Here is a 14919-nt window from a genome sequence, read left to right on the forward strand (position 1 = left end):
CCAGAGCGCGAGGCGCCGTGGGTCTCCCGGCCGCGATCAGTCCAGCACGACCTCGGTCTCGCCGGTCGCGGCGTCGAGCGTGATGTACCCGCCCTCGAAGTCTGTCCGGCTGCCGCCCTCGACGTCGTACACCCCGCTCACCGGGTAGCCGAGCTGCCCCAGCTCCCAGCCGGTCTCCCCCCAGCGGGACCAGATCGGCCCGTACACCTCGTGCGCCCCGGTGGCCGGCGTGAAGTAGATCGAGGCGCCGTCGGGCCGGGAGAAGTTCTGGTAGCGCCCGACGCCGTCCGGAGAGCCGCGCTCACCGGTGATCGGGTAGCCCAGCGGACCCAGCTCGTAGGCAAGCGACCCGTAGTGCCCGCGGATGGCCCCGTAGATCTCGTGCGCCCCGGTGGCCGGCGTGAAGTAGATGGTCCCCGGGCGGGAGAAGTTCTGGTAGACGCCGACCCCGTCCGGCGAACCCCGCTCCCCGGTCGTCGGGTAGCCCAGCAGGCCGAGCTCGTAGCCCAGCGACCCGTAGTGCCCGCGGATGGCCCCGTAGATCTCGTGCGCCCCGGTGGACGGGCTCCAGTAGATGGTCCCCGGCCGGGCGAAGTTCTGGTAGACGCCGACCCCGTCCGGGGAGGACTGCTCCCAGTCCACCGGCACCCCGAGCAGCCCGCCCTCCTGGCCCAGCGCCCGGTAGTGCGCCTCGATCCCCGACCAGCTCACCGAGACGCCCATCCGCTCCCCGGCCTGCTCCCGCTCGGCGATGACCGGCCACACGTTGGCCCGGCAGCCCTGCAGCGAGATCGACTGCTGCTGCATCACCCATGCCGTCCGCCCCGGGGTGGGGCAGTCGGTGTGCGGGATGCCGATCCAGTGCCCGACCTCGTGCAGGATCACGTACCGCTGGTAGAGCGCGAGGCTGTGCGGCCACGCCTCCGTCCCGAACCGCCAGCGCTCGTCGTTGATGTACACCGAGCGCCCCACCCGGCAGCTCCACTGGGCGCTGCAGCCGGGCGCCGCGGCGTCGATCACGGACGGCGAAGCCAGGATCAGGTCGAAGTCGCTGCCCGCGTCGACCTGCTCGAACGCCAGGGTGCCTCCGAGGCTCCAGCCCCGGTAGTCGGTGAGCGCCTCGCGGGCGACCGCCGCGAAAGTGCCGAGATCACCGGCGACGGCGCCGCGCGTGGACACGGTGTAGGTCACCGTCCGTTCCGCGGCCGAGGCGCCGGAGGGGATCAGCACCACCCCCGCCAGCGCGACGAGGACGGCGATGAGGAGACGGGCAGCTCGGGTCATGGAGTCCTCCGGCGCGGACGATCGCCCACGCGTCCGGTCGACGTCGGGGCCGGCGCGCGGCGGACGCTCCCGCTCGGAGCCGGCTTCTGACGGGAACCGGTCTACCGCATCCGGGCCGGCCGGTGAAGGTGGCTCCGCATGACGATCCGGCGACGCCGCGCTCGACCGCTTGCGCGCCCCCGTCGGTCCCCGCCTCTACCGTGCCGGGGGATCCACGAGGGGGACGCAGATGCCAGGACGACGCCGGAGCGCGAGCAGCGGCCGCACGAGCAGCACCACCCGCACCCGCCGGACGACGGCGAAGGCGGCGCCGCGGAAGGCAGCCCCGCGGAAGGCGGCGCCGAAGCAGGCCGCGCCCGAGCTGCCGACCGCCGCGCCGGGGGAGCGGGTGTGGGTGCTGGCCGTGCCGTTCCGCGCGCCGGCACCGGGCGCCGTCTGGCACCCGGGGCTGCAGGCGCACGTGTGGGTCGGCCGGGCGCTACCGCCCGAGCTGGCGCCGTACGACCCGCCCGCCTACAGCCTGGAGCGGTTCCTCGAGGACGAGCTGAACACCGCGCCCCGCCCGCTCCCCGAAGCCCGGCCGCTGACGCCACGCGACCAGCAGTGCGACGGCGCCGACGTGGTGGCGGCGCACGCCGCGGCGGGGGGCCGGGTCTTCCTGCTCGGCGACGACCCGGGCGTGGGGAAGACCGGGACGGCGATCCTCGCGGTCAAGGCGATCGCCGAGCAACGCGACGTCCGCACCGTGCTGGTCATCGCCGACCGGCCGGCCGCCATCACCATCCCGCACTGGGCCCGCTCGATCGCCGGGTTCGGTGACGGCGGGCTGCGCTGGTGCGTCACGACCTGGGACCGGCTGGGCAAGGTGGCGAAGCTCCGGTTCGACGTCGTCGTCGCCGACGAGGCGCACATGGTGCGGCACACGACGACGCAGCGGTGGAAGCACTGGAAAGCCGTCTCCGGCGCCGCGCGGGTCAAGGACACCCCGTACGTGCTGGCCGCGACCGCGACGCCGGCGCACACGCCGCTCGAGCTGCCGTACCTGGCGCCGGAGTTCGCCGCCCGGCACGGGGAGTCGATCAAGGAGTGGGCCGACCTGCCCAAGGCGCTGGAGCGGCACACGTTCCACGTGGAACGTGGTCGCTACGGCTGGCAGTGGACCGAGGACGCCGACGAGCGCCGGGCCGACCTCGCCCGGCTGCAGTCCTGGCTGGCCCGGGCCGACCCGCCGGCCACCCTGCACCGCCCGGCGCCGTGGGGGCCGGTCTCGGTCACCGGCACGCCGGTGCTGCTGACACCGGCCGAGCGGGCGTCCTACGAGGCGGAGTGGTCGGAGTTCCGGGCGGAGATGCAGCTCGCCCGCCGCGGGCGGCAGACCGCGCGCGGCCGGGCGGCCCTGCTGCGCTTCCGGCAGAAGGCCGGGCTGATCCGCGTGCAGGCCACCGTCGACTGGATCAGGGCGCAGGTCGAGGCCGAGCGGCAGGTGGCGGTGTCGGTCGAGTTCGTCGAGACCGCGGCCGACCCGATCCGAGAGGCGCTGCTGGACGCGGGCATCCCGGTCGCCGGCATCTACGGCAGTGCTGGATCCGGGAGGGACCGCTTCGACGTCGAGGCCGAGCGGCTGCGGTTCCAGCGGGGCGAGGCCGCCGTCTGCGTCTTCACCGTGACCGCGTCGATCAGCCTGCACGCCGGTGAGCTGCTGCCCGACGGGTCGACGGCGTCGGAGGCGCCCCGCGTGGGGCTGTTCCACCAGCCGCGGTTCTCCGGCATCCAGGCCCGGCAGGTGACCGGCCGGACGCACCGGGACGGGAAGACCTCGCCGTGGCGGGTGGCGTTCGCCGCCGACACGGTGGAGGAGCAGGTGGCCCGGGTGATGGTGGAGCGGCTGGCGGTCAGCGGCTCCACCGCCGGGGCGGACACCGCGGCGCTGCGGGAGATCGCCGAGCTGCTGGACGCCGACTGGCTCCCCGCTACCGCCCTCTCGGAGGGCTGACCAGGGTCACCCCGGGAGGTGCATCACGTGCCGCCCGGCGCCCACGACGGTGGCGCGCCCGTCCGCGACGGCCACCGCAGTGCCGTCGGCGAGCCCGTACAGGGTGTGCGTCAGGTCGCGCGCTGCCTCCCGCAGCGCCTCCTCGGACGCGTTCGAGAAGTAGGGCGATCCCAGGTGCGGCATCACCAGGAAGTCCACCAGCCCCAGCCCCACCCGGTCCTCCGGGCGCGGCCGGGCCGACAGGCTGAGGTCCAGGTGCGGGCCGAGCACCATGCTGCCGGCGCTGATCCCGACGAGGACCCGCTCGACCAGCAGCGTTGGGAGCAGCCGGTCCAGGCCGGACCGCCGCAGCCAGTGCAGCAGGTGGGTGGTGTCGCCACCGGTGAGCACGAGGACGTCGGCGGCGGCCAGTCGCGGCTCCCAGACGTCGGTCCCCACGGCGGAGACGTCGACGATGTCCACCTCCGCGAAGCCGGCCTGCTGCAGCAGGACGTAGTCGTTGATGAGCCAGCCCTTGTCACCGGGGACGACGTTCGCGGCGGTGGGGACGACGGCCGCGCGCAGCCCCGCGGCCGTGCGGCCCGCCAGCTCTTCCACCGCGCGGACCAGCGAGGGGTCGCACAGTCCGCCGGAGGTCAGCAGCAGCCGCATCGACCCGTCGGCCGGGGCTGCGCTCACGCGGGGCAGAGCCAGTCGTCCGCGGCGGGCGCCGGCACCTCGTCGAGCGGTGGGAAGTGGGTGCGGAAGGTGAACGCCTCCGGCGTGGGCCCGTGGGCGCGCAGGTGGCGGACCCGCGCCTCGGCGTCGTCGGTGGTGGGCAGCGTGCCGGCCGGGACCCACCACAGGGCGGTCGTCGCCTCCGCCGCGCGGGCGAACCACTCGCGGCGCCGCCGCATGATCTGCACGTGCCGCCCGGCGAACACGTAGCCGGCCAGCGACTCGACGTCCCGCCAGACGGTGAGGTTCACGACCACGCCGTGGCTGCCCGCGGCGTCCCAGCCGAAGGCCTGCACCGACGTGGCGTTGCCGTCCTCGGTCTGCAGCCGCCAGATGAACCCGGGAGCCCGGTCGGCCTCGGCGTTCACCTCGTCCAGGGCGGCCATGAAGTCGGCGAGCACCGGGCTGTCCAGCGGCGCGAGCAGCCGGGAGACGTTCACCTGCGCGAGATGGTGATCCACGCGCCGGAACCTAGGGCACCGGGGCCGCGGCAGGCCAGCGCCCACCTCCCCCGTGACGCCGGGCGCGGGCTGGGTTAGGTTCGGGGCGTACGTGGCACGGGGTGTCCCGCCCGGGACTGAGATCACACCCGTCGAACCTGCTCCAGTTCGCACTGGCGAAGGGATGTCACCGGCGTGGAAGCCATCGACCTGCGCGCTGCCCGGACGGCGCTGACCGAGCACGCACCTCTGGTGCACTGCCTGACCAACACGGTCGTGCAGACGTTCACCGCCAACACCCTGCTCGCGGTGGGCGCCGCCCCGGCGATGGTGGACGCGCCGGAGGAGGCCGGCGACTTCGCCGCCGTCGCCTCCGCCGTCCTGATCAACGTCGGGACGGTGCACGAGCGCACCGCCGGGGCCATGCGGCTGGCCGCCGCCTCGGCCCGCGCGGCGGGCACGCCGTGGGTGCTCGACCCGGTGGCCGTCGGTGGCCTGGCGTACCGCACCCGGCTGGCCGCCGAGCTGGTCGAGCTGTCGCCCGCCGTCGTCCGGGGCAACGCCTCGGAGGTCATGGCCCTGGCCGGCGCCGGTGCCGGTGGGCGCGGGGTGGACAGCACCGCCGAGGCCGACGACGCGGCGACCGCGGCCGGCGAGCTGGCGGCGCGCACCGGCGGCGTCGTGGCGGTGAGCGGCGAGGTCGACCTGCTCACCGACGGCGCCCGGACCGTGCGGGTCGGCGGTGGCTCCCCCCTGCTGACCCGCACCACCGGTGCCGGGTGCGCACTGGGCGCCCTGGTCGCCGCCTACGTCGCCGCGACCCGCGACGCGCTGACCGGTGCCGTGGCGGCCCACGCCCACGTCGCCCTCGCCGCCGAGCAGGCCGCCCGCACCGCCGCCGGACCGGGCACCTTCGCCGCCGCCTGGCTCGACGCGCTGGACTCGGTGGCCCCGGAGGACCTCGCCCGCGCCGACGTCCGGGCCGCCTGATGGGGCGCCCGTTCGATCCCACGCTCTACCTGGTCACCGACACCCGGCTGTGCCTGCCACGACCGGTGGCCGACGTGGTGCGTGCGGCCGTCGCCGGCGGGGTCACCGCCGTCCAGGTGCGCGACAAGCACGCCGCGCGCCGGGAGCTGCTGGCGCTGACCCGTGCGGTGCGCGACACCCTGGCCGACCGGCCGGACGTGCCGGTGATCGTCAACGACGCCGTGGACGTCGCGCTGCTCGCCGGCGCCGACGGCGTGCACGTGGGCCAGGATGACCTGCCGGCGGCCGAGGTGCGGCTGCTCATCGGGCGGGACCGGCTGCTCGGCCTGTCCGTCGAGAGCGCCGCGGACCTGACCGCGGCCCTGCGCCTGCCACCGGGCACCGTGGACCTGGTCGGGCTCAGCCCCGTGTGGGCGACGCCCACCAAGCCCGAGGCGGGGCCCGGGCTGGGGCTGGACTCCGTCCGGGAGCTGGCCACCAGGGCCCGCGCCGGCGGGCTGCGCACCGTGGCCATCGGCGGCATCGACGCCGGCCGGGCGGCCGCGGTGGTGGCCACCGGGGTGGACGGCATCTGCGTGGTGTCCGACATCTGCGCGGCAGCCGACCCGCAGGCGGCCGCCGCCCGGCTCCGGGCGGCACTGGCCCCGGCGCGTGCGTCGTGACCCCCACCGCCCTCACCGTGGCCGGGAGCGACCCCAGCGGGGGCGCAGGGATCCAGGCCGACCTGAAGACGTTCAGCGCCCTCGGCGCCTACGGCACCGCCGTCCTCACCGCGCTCACCGCGCAGAACACGCACGGGGTCACCGGCGTCCACCCGGTCCCGGCCGGGTTCGTGGGCGAGCAGCTGCGCACGCTCCTCGACGACGTCGAGGTGCACGCCACCAAGCTCGGCATGCTGGGCAGCGCCGCCGTGGTCCGCGAGGTGGCGGCGGTGCTGGCCGAACGCCGCCCGGGCCCGGTGATCTGCGACCCGGTGATGGTCGCGACGAGCGGCGACCGGCTGATCGACGACGACGCGGTCGCCGCCGTCCGGACGGACCTGCTGCCGGTGGCCGACCTGGTGACGCCCAACGTCCCCGAGGCGGCCGCGCTGCTGGGGACCGCACCGGCCGGCGACGTCGACGGGATGCGCACGCAGGCCCGGGCGCTGCTGGGGCTCGGCCCCGGCGCCGTGCTGCTCAAGGGCGGCCACCTCGGGGGCGAGGAGAGCGTGGACGTGCTCGCCACGGCCGCCGGGACGACCGTGACCCGCCGGCCCCGGGTGCGCACGGCGGCCACGCACGGCACCGGCTGCACCCTCTCCTCGGCGATCGCCGCGCTGGCCGCGCGGACCGGTGGTCCACCCGACTGGGCGCCGCTGGTCGAGGGAGCGCGCGACTACCTGCACCGGGCGCTCACCGAGGGCAGCGCGCTGAGCATCGGTTCCGGGAACGGTCCGGTGCACCACTTCGCCGGGATCTGGCCGGCGTGAGCGGGTTCAGCGACCGGGCCTGGGCGGCGACCGCGGAGGTCCGCCGCGCGATCGACGAGCTGCCCTTCCTGGCCGAGCTCGGCGCCGGAACGCTCGCTGCCGGGTCGTTCCGCCACTACCTGGAGCAGGACACCCTCTACCTCGGCGGCTACGCCCGTGCGCTCGCCCTGCTGGCCGCCCGCGCCCCCGACCCGGCCGCGGCCGCATTCTGGGCCGGCTCGGCGCAGAACTGCGCCGTCGTGGAGACCCAGCTGCACGCCGACCTGCTGGCCTCCGAGCTGCTCGGGCCGGCGCCCGCCCCGCCGACCCCGTCGCCCACCTGCCTGGGCTACACCTCCTACCTGGTGGCGACGGCGGCCACCGCTCCCTACGCCGTCGCCGCGGCCGCCGTGCTGCCCTGCTACTGGATCTACGCCGACGTCGGAGCGCGCCTGGCTCCGCAGGCACGGGCCGCGGCGGAGCACCCGTACCGCCGGTGGGTGGCCGCCTACGACGCCGAGCCGTTCCAGGTGGCGACGGCGCAGGCGCGCCGGCTGACCGACGCCGCGGCCCGGTCGTCGCCCGCCGACGAACCGGCGATGCTGACCGCGTTCGCCGTCGCGACGCGCTACGAGCTGGAGTTCTGGCGCTCCGCCCACGCCCGCGAGAGCTGGGCCGTCCTGATCTGACGCCGCTGCCCTCAGCCACCCGACCCGTTCCGCGCAGCGCCGTCGCCGTCGGCGGTGATCGGCACGCGGGTGACGGCGTCGGTCCCGCCCGCCCCGCTGAGCCGGCGCAGCAGCGCCGCCACGTCGATGCCGGTGAGGTCTCCGGACAGCTGCAGACCCTGCGCCACGTTGGCGGCGACCGACTTGCCCAGGGCGCCCGCGCCGTCGGCGGAGATGACCGTCATCTTGTCGACGGCCGACAGCGGTGCCGAGGCGGCGCCGACCACGTCCGGTAGCACCTTGACCAGCATCTCGAGGACCGCGGCCTCGCCGTACTTGGCGAAGGCGTCCGAGCGGGCGTCCAGCGCCTCGGCCTCGGCCTGCCCGCGGGCCAGGATGGCGGCGGCCTCCGCGGCGCCCTCCCGCTCGACGGCGTCGGCGATCGCCTGCCGCCGCTGCTTCTCCGCCTCGCCCCGCTTGGCGCCCTCGATCGCCTCGGCCTCGGCCAGGGCGGAGCGGCGGGCCCGCTCACCCTCACCGGAGAGCCGGGCCTGCTCGGCGGCGGCCTGGGCGGCGGCGATGGTCGCCTGCCGCTGCGCCTCGGCCGTGAGGATCGCGGAGTTCTTGCGGCCCTCGGCCTCCTGCTCCACCTTGTACCGCTCGGCGTCGGCGGGGCGGCGGACCTGGGTGTCCAGCTGCCGCTCGGTGAGCGCCGCCGTCCGCTCGGCCACCTTCTCCTGCTCCATGAGGATCGCCTGGTCCTGTGCGGCCTGGGCGAGCGGCCCGGACGCCGCGGCCCGCGCCCTCGCCGCGTCTGTCTCCGCGGTGATCTCGGCCTGCTTGAGCGCCAGCTGTCGTTGGGCGATGGCGATCGCCTCGTCGGCCAGCAGCTGCTCCTGCTGTGCGGCCTGCCGGGCGCGGGCCTCGGCGATGCTCGCCTCCTTGAGCACCCGGGCGGCCTCGGGTCGGCCCAGGTCGGCCAGGTACGAGCCCTCGGCCTGGATGTCCTGCAGCTGGAAGGTGTCCAGCACCAGGCCCTGCCCGGTGAGCGAGGACTCGGCCTCCTCGGCGACGGCGGAGGCGAACGCCGCACGGTCGCGGATGATCTCCTCGATCGTCAGCCGGCCGACGATCGAGCGCAGCGCTCCGGCGAGCACCTCCGAGGTAAAGGTGTCGATGCCCTGCTGCTGGTTGAGGAAGCGCTGCGCCGCGGCCCGGATCGAGCTCTCCGTGCCGCCCACCTTCACGATCGCGACGCCCTCCAGGTCGCACTTCACGCCCTGCTTGCTGACCGCGCCGCGGATGCCGACCGGGATGCGGCGGCTGGAGAGGTCCATCGTGTGCAGCTTCTGCACGACGGGGAGCACGAAGACGCTGGCGCCCATGACGACCTTCTGACCCGAGCTGTCCCGCGACACCACACCGGCGGAGTCGGTCACCTGCCGGCCCTGGCGGCCGGTGACGAGGAACGCCTGGTTGGGCCCCGCGACCTTGATCCGGGACAGCACCAGCAGGACCAGCAGGATGATCAGCGCGGCGATGCCGCCGATCGCGTAGAGCAGCGTCACGGGTGGTTGCCTCCGGGTTCGGGCAGGGCATCGGGTGCGGTGGACACGACGTGGACGGCGGTCTCGCTGAGCGCCTCGGTCGCGTAGACGGGGGTGCCGGCCGGTAGCGGCGCATCGCTGCGGGCGGCGAACTTCAGCGACTGCCCGGCGATCGTCAGCCGCACCTCGCCGAACCCGTCCACGGGCACCGAGGAGACGACGACCCCCTGCGCGCCGGCGAGGTGGTGGCGGGTCAGCGTCTCCTGGGTCGGCATGTCCTTCAGCGCCCGGGAGAGGCGGACCGCACCCCACGCCAACGGCACCGCGACTGCGAGGCCGGCCAGCGCGGCGAGCGAGGCCCGGGCCGGATCGGGGAGGCCGTCGGGGAGCAGCGCCGTCGCCGCCGCACCACCGAATCCGGTGCCGCCCAGCAGGGCGGCGATCGCCGGGACCGAGAACGGGCCGTCGGCGTCGACGTCACCGAGGCCGAGATCGCCCAGCTCACCGACGAAGAGCGAGAGCAGGAGCACCAGGAGCCCGACGACGCCGATGACGAGGAAGACCGCAGTCACCGCGCGCGTCCTCCTCCGAGATCGTGGAGGCCGCAGCCTGGCAGTTGCTGGACGGAGCGGGCAAGGAAGTTCCCCGCGCGGTGGAACGGCGGGCCGTGGCGAGCGCTCGCCGTCGGCCGGGGATCATCGGGGGCATGCGGCGGGAGGCGAGCATCCTGCATCTGGACCTGGATGCGTTCTTCGCCGCCGTCGAGCAGCGGGACAAGCCGTCGCTGCGCGGTAGGCCGGTCGTGGTCGGCGGCGTCGGCGGACGCGGTGTCGTCGCGACGGCGTCGTACGAGGCGCGGGCCTACGGCGCGCGGTCGGCGATGTCGACGGCGGAGGCCCGGCGGCGCTGCCCCTCGGGCACGGCGTTCCTCGGCGGCCGGTTCGCCGCGTACCGGCGGACCTCCGACGTGGTCATGGAGCTGCTGCGCGAACTCTCCCCGCTGGTGGAGCCGGTCTCGATCGACGAGGCCTACGTCGACCTCGCCGCCGGGCCGGGACACGACCTCACCGTTTCCGGTGTGACGGAACTCGGCCGGAGGCTCAAGGAACGGATCGCGGTGGCCACCGGGGGCGTCACCGGATCGGTCGGCATCGGCAGCTCCAAGCTCATGGCCAAGATCGCCTCCGACCTCGACAAGCCGAACGGCCTCGTCGTCGTACCGCCGGGCGGTGAGCTCGACGTGCTGCACCCGCTGCCGGTCACCCGGCTCGGCGGGGTCGGCCCCGCGACGGCGGAGCGGCTGCACCAGGTCGGGGTGAAGACCGTCGCCGACCTGGCGGCGAAGTCGCTGCCCGATCTGGTGGCGCTGGCCGGTCGGGCCCACGGCGCGGGGCTCCACGCGCTGGCCCGGGCGGAGGACGACCGCGCCGTCGTCCCCGACCGGGAGGTGAAGTCGGTATCGCACGAGGAGACGTTCGAGCGCGACCTCACCGACATCGACGTCCTCGGCCGCGAGATCGACTCGATGGCGACCCGGGTGGGCAGCCGGCTGCGGTCCTCGGCCTACTCGGGCCGGACCGTCACGCTGAAGCTGCGCCGGTACGACTTCACCACGATCACCCGCTCGCAGACGCTGCCCCAGCCCACCGACGACGCCCGGACGATCGCCGCGACCGCCCGCCGGCTGCTCACCGAGGCCGGGACCAGCGGGGGGCTGCGGCTGCTCGGCGTCGGCGTCTCCGGGCTGTCGCTCTACGCGCAGGGCGACCTGTTCGCCGACGACGAGGAGCTCCCGCAGGAGTCGCCGGTGCCCACCGGCCCCGAGCAGCCGGTGGAGCCACTGGAGCTGCCGGCCGAGAAGCGCTGGTGGCCCGGGCAGGACGTGCGGCACGAGGAGCTCGGCTCCGGCTGGGTGTGGGGGCGGGGGCTCGGCCGGGTGACGGTGCGCTTCGAGGGACCGTTGACGCCGCCCGGGCCGGTGCGCACGCTGGCCGCCGACGACCCGTTGCTGCAGCCCGCCGACCCCCCGCCCTGGAGGACGACCGAGTGACCGGAACCGCGACCCGCTCCTGGTGGGGCTGGGGCACGACCGACCGCGCGCTCGGCGACGACGAGTGCGCCACCCTGGGCGCGCTGCTGCCCGGCCTGCCGGACCGGCCGCGCGCGGTGCCGGACCTGGCCGACGTCGCGCTGCCGCCGTCCCGGGTCGGCGCGCCGCCGTCCCTGCCGGTGTCCGCCGCGCCCGCCGACCGGGCCGCGCACACGTACGGGAAGGCCTACCGCGACGTCGTCCGGGCGCTGGCCGGGAACCTCTCCGGCGCGCCGGACCTCGTCGCCTTCCCGCGCAGCGAGGCCGACGTGGTCGACCTGCTCGACTGGGCCGGATCGGCCGGGGTGGTCGTCGTGCCGTTCGGGGGCGGGAGCTCGGTCGTCGGCGGGGTCGAGTACCGCGGGGACCGGCCGTGGCTGTCGATGGACCTCACGGCGCTGGACCGCGTCCTGGAGGTCGACCCGGTCAGCCGGGCCGCGCGGATCCAGGGCGGCGCGCTGGGGCCCGTGCTCGAGGCGCAGCTGCGCCCCTCGGGGCTGACGCTGCGGCACTTCCCGCAGAGCTTCGAGTTCTCCACGCTCGGCGGCTGGCTGGCCACCCGCGCGGGCGGCCACTACGCGACGCTGCACACGCACGTCGACGACCTGGTGGAGTCGCTGCGCGTCGTCACCCCGGCCGGCGTCAGCGAGTCGTGGCGGCTGCCCGGCTCGGGCGCGGGCCCGTCGCCGGACCGGCTCTTCCTCGGCTCGGAGGGCACCCTCGGCGTGATCACCGAGGCGTGGATGCGGCTGCAGGACCGGCCCCGGTGGAAGGCCTCGGCGTCGGTGACCTTCGACGACGTCGGCGCGGCGTTCGACGCCGTCCGGGCGATCGCGCAAGCAGGCCTCCATCCGGCGAACTGCCGGCTGCTCGACCCGGGCGAGGCCGCGCTGGCCGGCGCGTCGGCGGGGGAGTCGGTGCTGGTGCTCGGCGTCGAGTCGGCCGCCCACCCGGTGGACGGCCGGCTGACGGAGCTGACCGACCTGGCCCGCGCCTCCGGCGGGGTCGTCGCCACGGGGGAGGGCGGGACGGACGCCGCGGCGGACGCCTGGCGCAGCACGTTCCTCCGGATGCCCTACGTCCGGGACGGCCTGGCGCGGATGAGCGCGATCGTCGAGACGTTCGAGACGGCGTGCACCTGGGACCGCCTGCCGGAGCTGTACGCGACCGTCCGTGACGAGGTCGGGGCCGCCGTGACGGCGGTGACCGGCGCGCCGGGGCTGCTGAACTGCCGCCTCACCCACGTCTACCCCGACGGGGCGGCGCCGTACTTCACCGTCCTCGCCGCCGGCCGGCCCGGCTCGGAGGTGGCCATGTGGGACGACGTGAAGACGGCGGCGTCCGAGGCGCTGGGGCGGCTGCGCGCCACGATCACCCACCACCACGCCGTCGGCCGCGACCACCGGCCCGGCTACGACCGGCAGCGCCCCGAACCGTTCGCCCTGGCGCTGCGCGCGACGAAGAGCGCCCTGGACCCCGCGGGGATCCTCAACCCCGGCGTCCTGCTGGACGCCCCGACGGAGCCCGCCCTGTAGAACGGCCCCATGACCGAACGCCCCGAACCCAGCGCATGGATCCGCATGACCCAGGAGGACCCCGAGCACTCGGCGGCCTACGTGCAGCGGTTCCGCACGCTGGCGGAGCAGGGGATGGACCTGGTCGGCGAGGCGCGGCTGGTCGACGCGATGCTGCCGCGCGGGTCCCGGGTGCTGGACGCCGGCTGCGGGCCCGGGCGGGTCGGCGCGCACCTGCACGAGGTCGGGCACTCCGTCGTCGGCGTGGACGTCGACCCCGTCCTCGTGGCGGCCGCCGAGCAGGACCACCCCGGCCCGCGCTGGCTGGTCGGCGACCTGGCCGAGCTGGACCTGCCCGCCCACGGCATCCCCGAGCCGTTCGACGCGATCGTCAGCGCCGGCAACGTGATGGCGTTCCTGGCCACCTCGACGCGCGGTGCGGTGCTGCGCCGGCTGCGGGCGCACGTGGCCCCCGACGGCCGCGCCGTCATCGGCTTCGGCGCCGGCCGGGGCTACGACTTCGACGAGTTCCTCGCCGATGCCCGTACCGCCGGCTGGGAGCCGGACCTGCTGCTGTCCACCTGGGACCTGCGGCCGTTCACCGCCGGGTCGGACTTCCTCGTCGCCGTCCTCCGCCCGGCCTGACGGAGGACCCCGCCTGACAGGGGATCCCGCCTGACGGAGGGCGCGCACCGGGGCACCGTGCGGGCCGTCAGGGTCAGCGACGGCCCGCACGGCGCACCCGGCGTTCGCAGCCCGGCGGTTCCCCGGATGGGGGAGCGCCGGGTGCCGGTGGGCGGCCCGCCGGCCCCCCGACCGGGCCGCCCACCGGCGGATCAGGCCGCCGACCCGACGTCCGTCGACTCGGTGCTGCTCTCGGGGGTGGCCTCGTCGGTCCCGCTGCCCGGCAGCGTGCCGGCGTCCCCGCGGGCGCCGCCCTCCGGGCAGTCCTCGGCCGACGTCGTCCCCTGCTCCTGGGTGACCTCCGGGGTCGTCGTCCCCTCGGCAGCCGTCGCCGACACCGTGCCGGCCAGGATGCCGCCGGCCAGCAGGCCGCCGCCTACCAGGCCGACCGTGCGCACCCAGGCGCGGCTGCCGATGCGCTCGCGGGGGGCGGGCTGCTCGTCCGCGGTGTGCTCCATGGCACTGCTCCTCTCGACCGTCGGCCCCGGTGGGCCGCTCGAGGACGACGGTCGCCGACCCGCATGGCACCCGCCTGTGAGCGCCATGGCAGTTCCCCGTGGATGCGGGCGTGGTCAGAGGCGGCCGTTGCCGCGCAGCAGCACCAGCGCCTGCACCGTGCGGTGGCCGCGCCACTCGAGGGTGGCCGCGGGCGAGTAGCTGGCGAAGTCGACCGCCCAGCCGCCGTCGGCCCGCTGCCCGGCAGCCAGCCGGTCGAGCTCCGCCTCGACGACGGCCGGGGCGAACAGGCTCCGCCCCGGCCCACCGGGCAGCGGGGCGAAGTCCAACGGCCGCATGTACTCGTCCTCCGCGCCCCCGGCCACGTGCAGCAGCCCGTCGGCCGGCACGAGCGGGCGCAGGCGGTCCACCAGGTCCGCGGCCTCCGGTCGCGCCGGTGCGGCGGCGTCGAGGAACTGCGCCGCGAACGCCAGCTCCATGGCGTGCGTACCGCGGTCCAGGCCACCGATGGCGGCGAGGCAGTGCTCCGTCGCGCGGGTCAGCCAGGGGGAGGCGGCCACCGCGGGGTCGGCGCCGGCCACCCGGTGCGCCACCGCGGCGACGACGGCCGTGATCTGCAGCGAGGAGCGGGCGGGATCGGCGCCGGTCCAGAACGGGGCGCTCGCCGCCGGGTCCGGAACGGGCAGCGCGAACGGCAGCCCGCCGTCGGGCAGGGTGACGGAGGCGAGCCAGTCGCAGAGCTCTCGCGCCCGCGCGGTGCACACCGGCGCGACGTCGGCGAACACCTCGAACGCGTGCAGCGCGCCACCCGGCTGGCTGGTCCGCGACCGCAGGTCGGGCTCCAGGCCCCAGCCGTAGCCGCCGTCGGCGTTGCGGAAGGCGTCGACGGCGGCGAGCACCGGGTCCGGCCCACCGCCGCCGAGCAGCAGGTCGAAGCGCCGCCGGTCCAGCACGCGGCCCGCGCCGGCGAGGAAGTCGGCGGCGGCGGCCAGGTCGACGGTCATGCGCCCACCCTGGCGCACCGCCCCGACCGGGTCGACCCGCCGTCCCCGGTCGGCCGGCCCGTTTCCCGTGAAACACCCGGGCC

15 protein-coding genes and 1 riboswitch are annotated in these 14919 nt (G+C 76.0%); of the genes, 8 read left to right on the plus strand and 7 right to left on the minus strand.

The annotated features are described in order from the left end of the window. Nucleotides 1-36: 36 nt before the first annotated feature. Entirely contained in the window at nt 37-1284 is a 1248-nt protein-coding gene (locus ACI79T_RS10215) for a DUF3152 domain-containing protein (protein ID WP_456609952.1), read from the minus strand. A gap of 229 nt (nt 1285-1513) precedes the next feature. Between ACI79T_RS10215 and ACI79T_RS10220 the strand changes: the two genes are divergently transcribed. Continuing rightward, nucleotides 1514-3277 (plus strand): helicase, encoded by a 1764-nt coding sequence (locus tag ACI79T_RS10220; RefSeq protein WP_456609953.1) that lies wholly within the window; start codon nt 1514-1516, stop codon nt 3275-3277. A 6-nt stretch (nt 3278-3283) separates the two neighbouring features. Here the strand turns inward: ACI79T_RS10220 and ACI79T_RS10225 are convergent, their stop codons facing one another. Then, nucleotides 3284-3955 carry a Type 1 glutamine amidotransferase-like domain-containing protein gene (locus ACI79T_RS10225; RefSeq protein WP_456609954.1) on the minus strand — a complete coding sequence of 224 codons (672 nt, stop codon included), beginning with the start codon at nt 3953-3955 and terminating at the stop codon, nt 3284-3286. Next, nucleotides 3952-4455, minus strand: a complete 504-nt coding sequence (locus tag ACI79T_RS10230; RefSeq protein ID WP_456609955.1) for a DUF3291 domain-containing protein — start codon at nt 4453-4455, stop codon at nt 3952-3954. Before ACI79T_RS10230 ends, ACI79T_RS10225 begins: the two co-directional genes overlap by 4 nt. An 87-nt stretch (nt 4456-4542) precedes the next feature. After that, nucleotides 4543-4636, plus strand: a riboswitch (TPP riboswitch). On the opposite strand from ACI79T_RS10230, the gene thiM reads away from it, so the two are divergent. The 4 genes from thiM to ACI79T_RS10250 all read left to right on the plus strand — a co-directional run bounded on the left by thiM (nt 4630) and on the right by ACI79T_RS10250 (nt 7563). Then, nucleotides 4630-5424: a hydroxyethylthiazole kinase gene (thiM, locus tag ACI79T_RS10235; RefSeq protein WP_456609956.1), complete on the plus strand. Its 795-nt coding sequence runs from the start codon at nt 4630-4632 to the stop codon at nt 5422-5424. Its footprint overlaps the riboswitch before it by 7 nt. After that, nucleotides 5424-6086, plus strand: a complete 663-nt coding sequence (gene thiE, locus ACI79T_RS10240; protein WP_456609957.1) for a thiamine phosphate synthase — start codon at nt 5424-5426, stop codon at nt 6084-6086. The genes thiM and thiE overlap by 1 nt, the downstream gene beginning before the upstream one ends. Continuing rightward, a complete protein-coding gene (thiD, locus tag ACI79T_RS10245) occupies nt 6083-6895 on the plus strand; it encodes a bifunctional hydroxymethylpyrimidine kinase/phosphomethylpyrimidine kinase (RefSeq protein WP_456609958.1) in 813 nt (270 codons plus the stop codon). Before thiE ends, thiD begins: the two co-directional genes overlap by 4 nt. Further along, nucleotides 6892-7563, plus strand: a complete 672-nt coding sequence (locus ACI79T_RS10250; RefSeq protein WP_456609959.1) for a thiaminase II/PqqC family protein — start codon at nt 6892-6894, stop codon at nt 7561-7563. Before thiD ends, ACI79T_RS10250 begins: the two co-directional genes overlap by 4 nt. 11 nt (nt 7564-7574) lie before the next feature. Here the strand turns inward: ACI79T_RS10250 and ACI79T_RS10255 are convergent, their stop codons facing one another. Together ACI79T_RS10255 and ACI79T_RS10260 are read right to left on the minus strand one after the other, a co-directional pair. Then, nucleotides 7575-9110: a flotillin family protein gene (locus ACI79T_RS10255; protein ID WP_456609960.1), complete on the minus strand. Its 1536-nt coding sequence runs from the start codon at nt 9108-9110 to the stop codon at nt 7575-7577. Beyond that, a complete protein-coding gene (locus ACI79T_RS10260; RefSeq protein WP_456609961.1) occupies nt 9107-9661 on the minus strand; it encodes a hypothetical protein in 555 nt (184 codons plus the stop codon). Before ACI79T_RS10260 ends, ACI79T_RS10255 begins: the two co-directional genes overlap by 4 nt. Nucleotides 9662-9684: 23 nt before the next feature. Here ACI79T_RS10260 and ACI79T_RS10265 point away from each other — a divergent pair, with 23 nt between their 5' ends. The 3 genes from ACI79T_RS10265 to ACI79T_RS10275 are packed head-to-tail and all read left to right on the plus strand — an operon-like array spanning nt 9685 to nt 13337. Beyond that, on the plus strand, nt 9685-11139 hold the full coding sequence (locus ACI79T_RS10265; RefSeq protein WP_456609962.1) for a DNA polymerase IV: 1455 nt from the start codon (nt 9685-9687) through the stop codon (nt 11137-11139). Beyond that, a complete protein-coding gene (locus ACI79T_RS10270; protein ID WP_456609963.1) occupies nt 11136-12713 on the plus strand; it encodes an FAD-binding oxidoreductase in 1578 nt (525 codons plus the stop codon). Before ACI79T_RS10265 ends, ACI79T_RS10270 begins: the two co-directional genes overlap by 4 nt. A 9-nt stretch (nt 12714-12722) precedes the next feature. Continuing rightward, nucleotides 12723-13337: a class I SAM-dependent methyltransferase gene (locus ACI79T_RS10275; RefSeq protein ID WP_456609964.1), complete on the plus strand. Its 615-nt coding sequence runs from the start codon at nt 12723-12725 to the stop codon at nt 13335-13337. 191 nt (nt 13338-13528) lie between these two features. On the opposite strand, the gene ACI79T_RS10280 is transcribed toward ACI79T_RS10275, so the two are convergent. Both ACI79T_RS10280 and ACI79T_RS10285 read right to left on the minus strand, forming a co-directional pair. Then, entirely contained in the window at nt 13529-13834 is a 306-nt protein-coding gene (locus ACI79T_RS10280; RefSeq protein WP_456609965.1) for a hypothetical protein, read from the minus strand. A gap of 114 nt (nt 13835-13948) precedes the next feature. Continuing rightward, nucleotides 13949-14836 carry a hypothetical protein gene (locus ACI79T_RS10285; protein WP_456609966.1) on the minus strand — a complete coding sequence of 296 codons (888 nt, stop codon included), beginning with the start codon at nt 14834-14836 and terminating at the stop codon, nt 13949-13951. Nucleotides 14837-14919 lie beyond the last annotated feature (83 nt).

This window comes from Blastococcus sp. SYSU DS0619, assembly GCF_054051035.1.

Bases quoted from the DNA above. Each gene is read 5' to 3' on its own strand.
- ACI79T_RS10275 (WP_456609964.1), top strand. From the start codon at position 12,723: ATGACCGAACGCCCCGAACCCAGCGCATGGATCCGCATGACCCAGGAG.
- ACI79T_RS10280 (WP_456609965.1), bottom strand. From the start codon at position 13,834: ATGGAGCACACCGCGGACGAGCAGCCCGCCCCCCGCGAGCGCATCGGC.
- thiE (WP_456609957.1), top strand. From the start codon at position 5,424: ATGGGGCGCCCGTTCGATCCCACGCTCTACCTGGTCACCGACACCCGG.
- ACI79T_RS10215 (WP_456609952.1), bottom strand. From the start codon at position 1,284: ATGACCCGAGCTGCCCGTCTCCTCATCGCCGTCCTCGTCGCGCTGGCG.
- ACI79T_RS10285 (WP_456609966.1), bottom strand. From the start codon at position 14,836: ATGACCGTCGACCTGGCCGCCGCCGCCGACTTCCTCGCCGGCGCGGGC.
- ACI79T_RS10220 (WP_456609953.1), top strand. From the start codon at position 1,514: ATGCCAGGACGACGCCGGAGCGCGAGCAGCGGCCGCACGAGCAGCACC.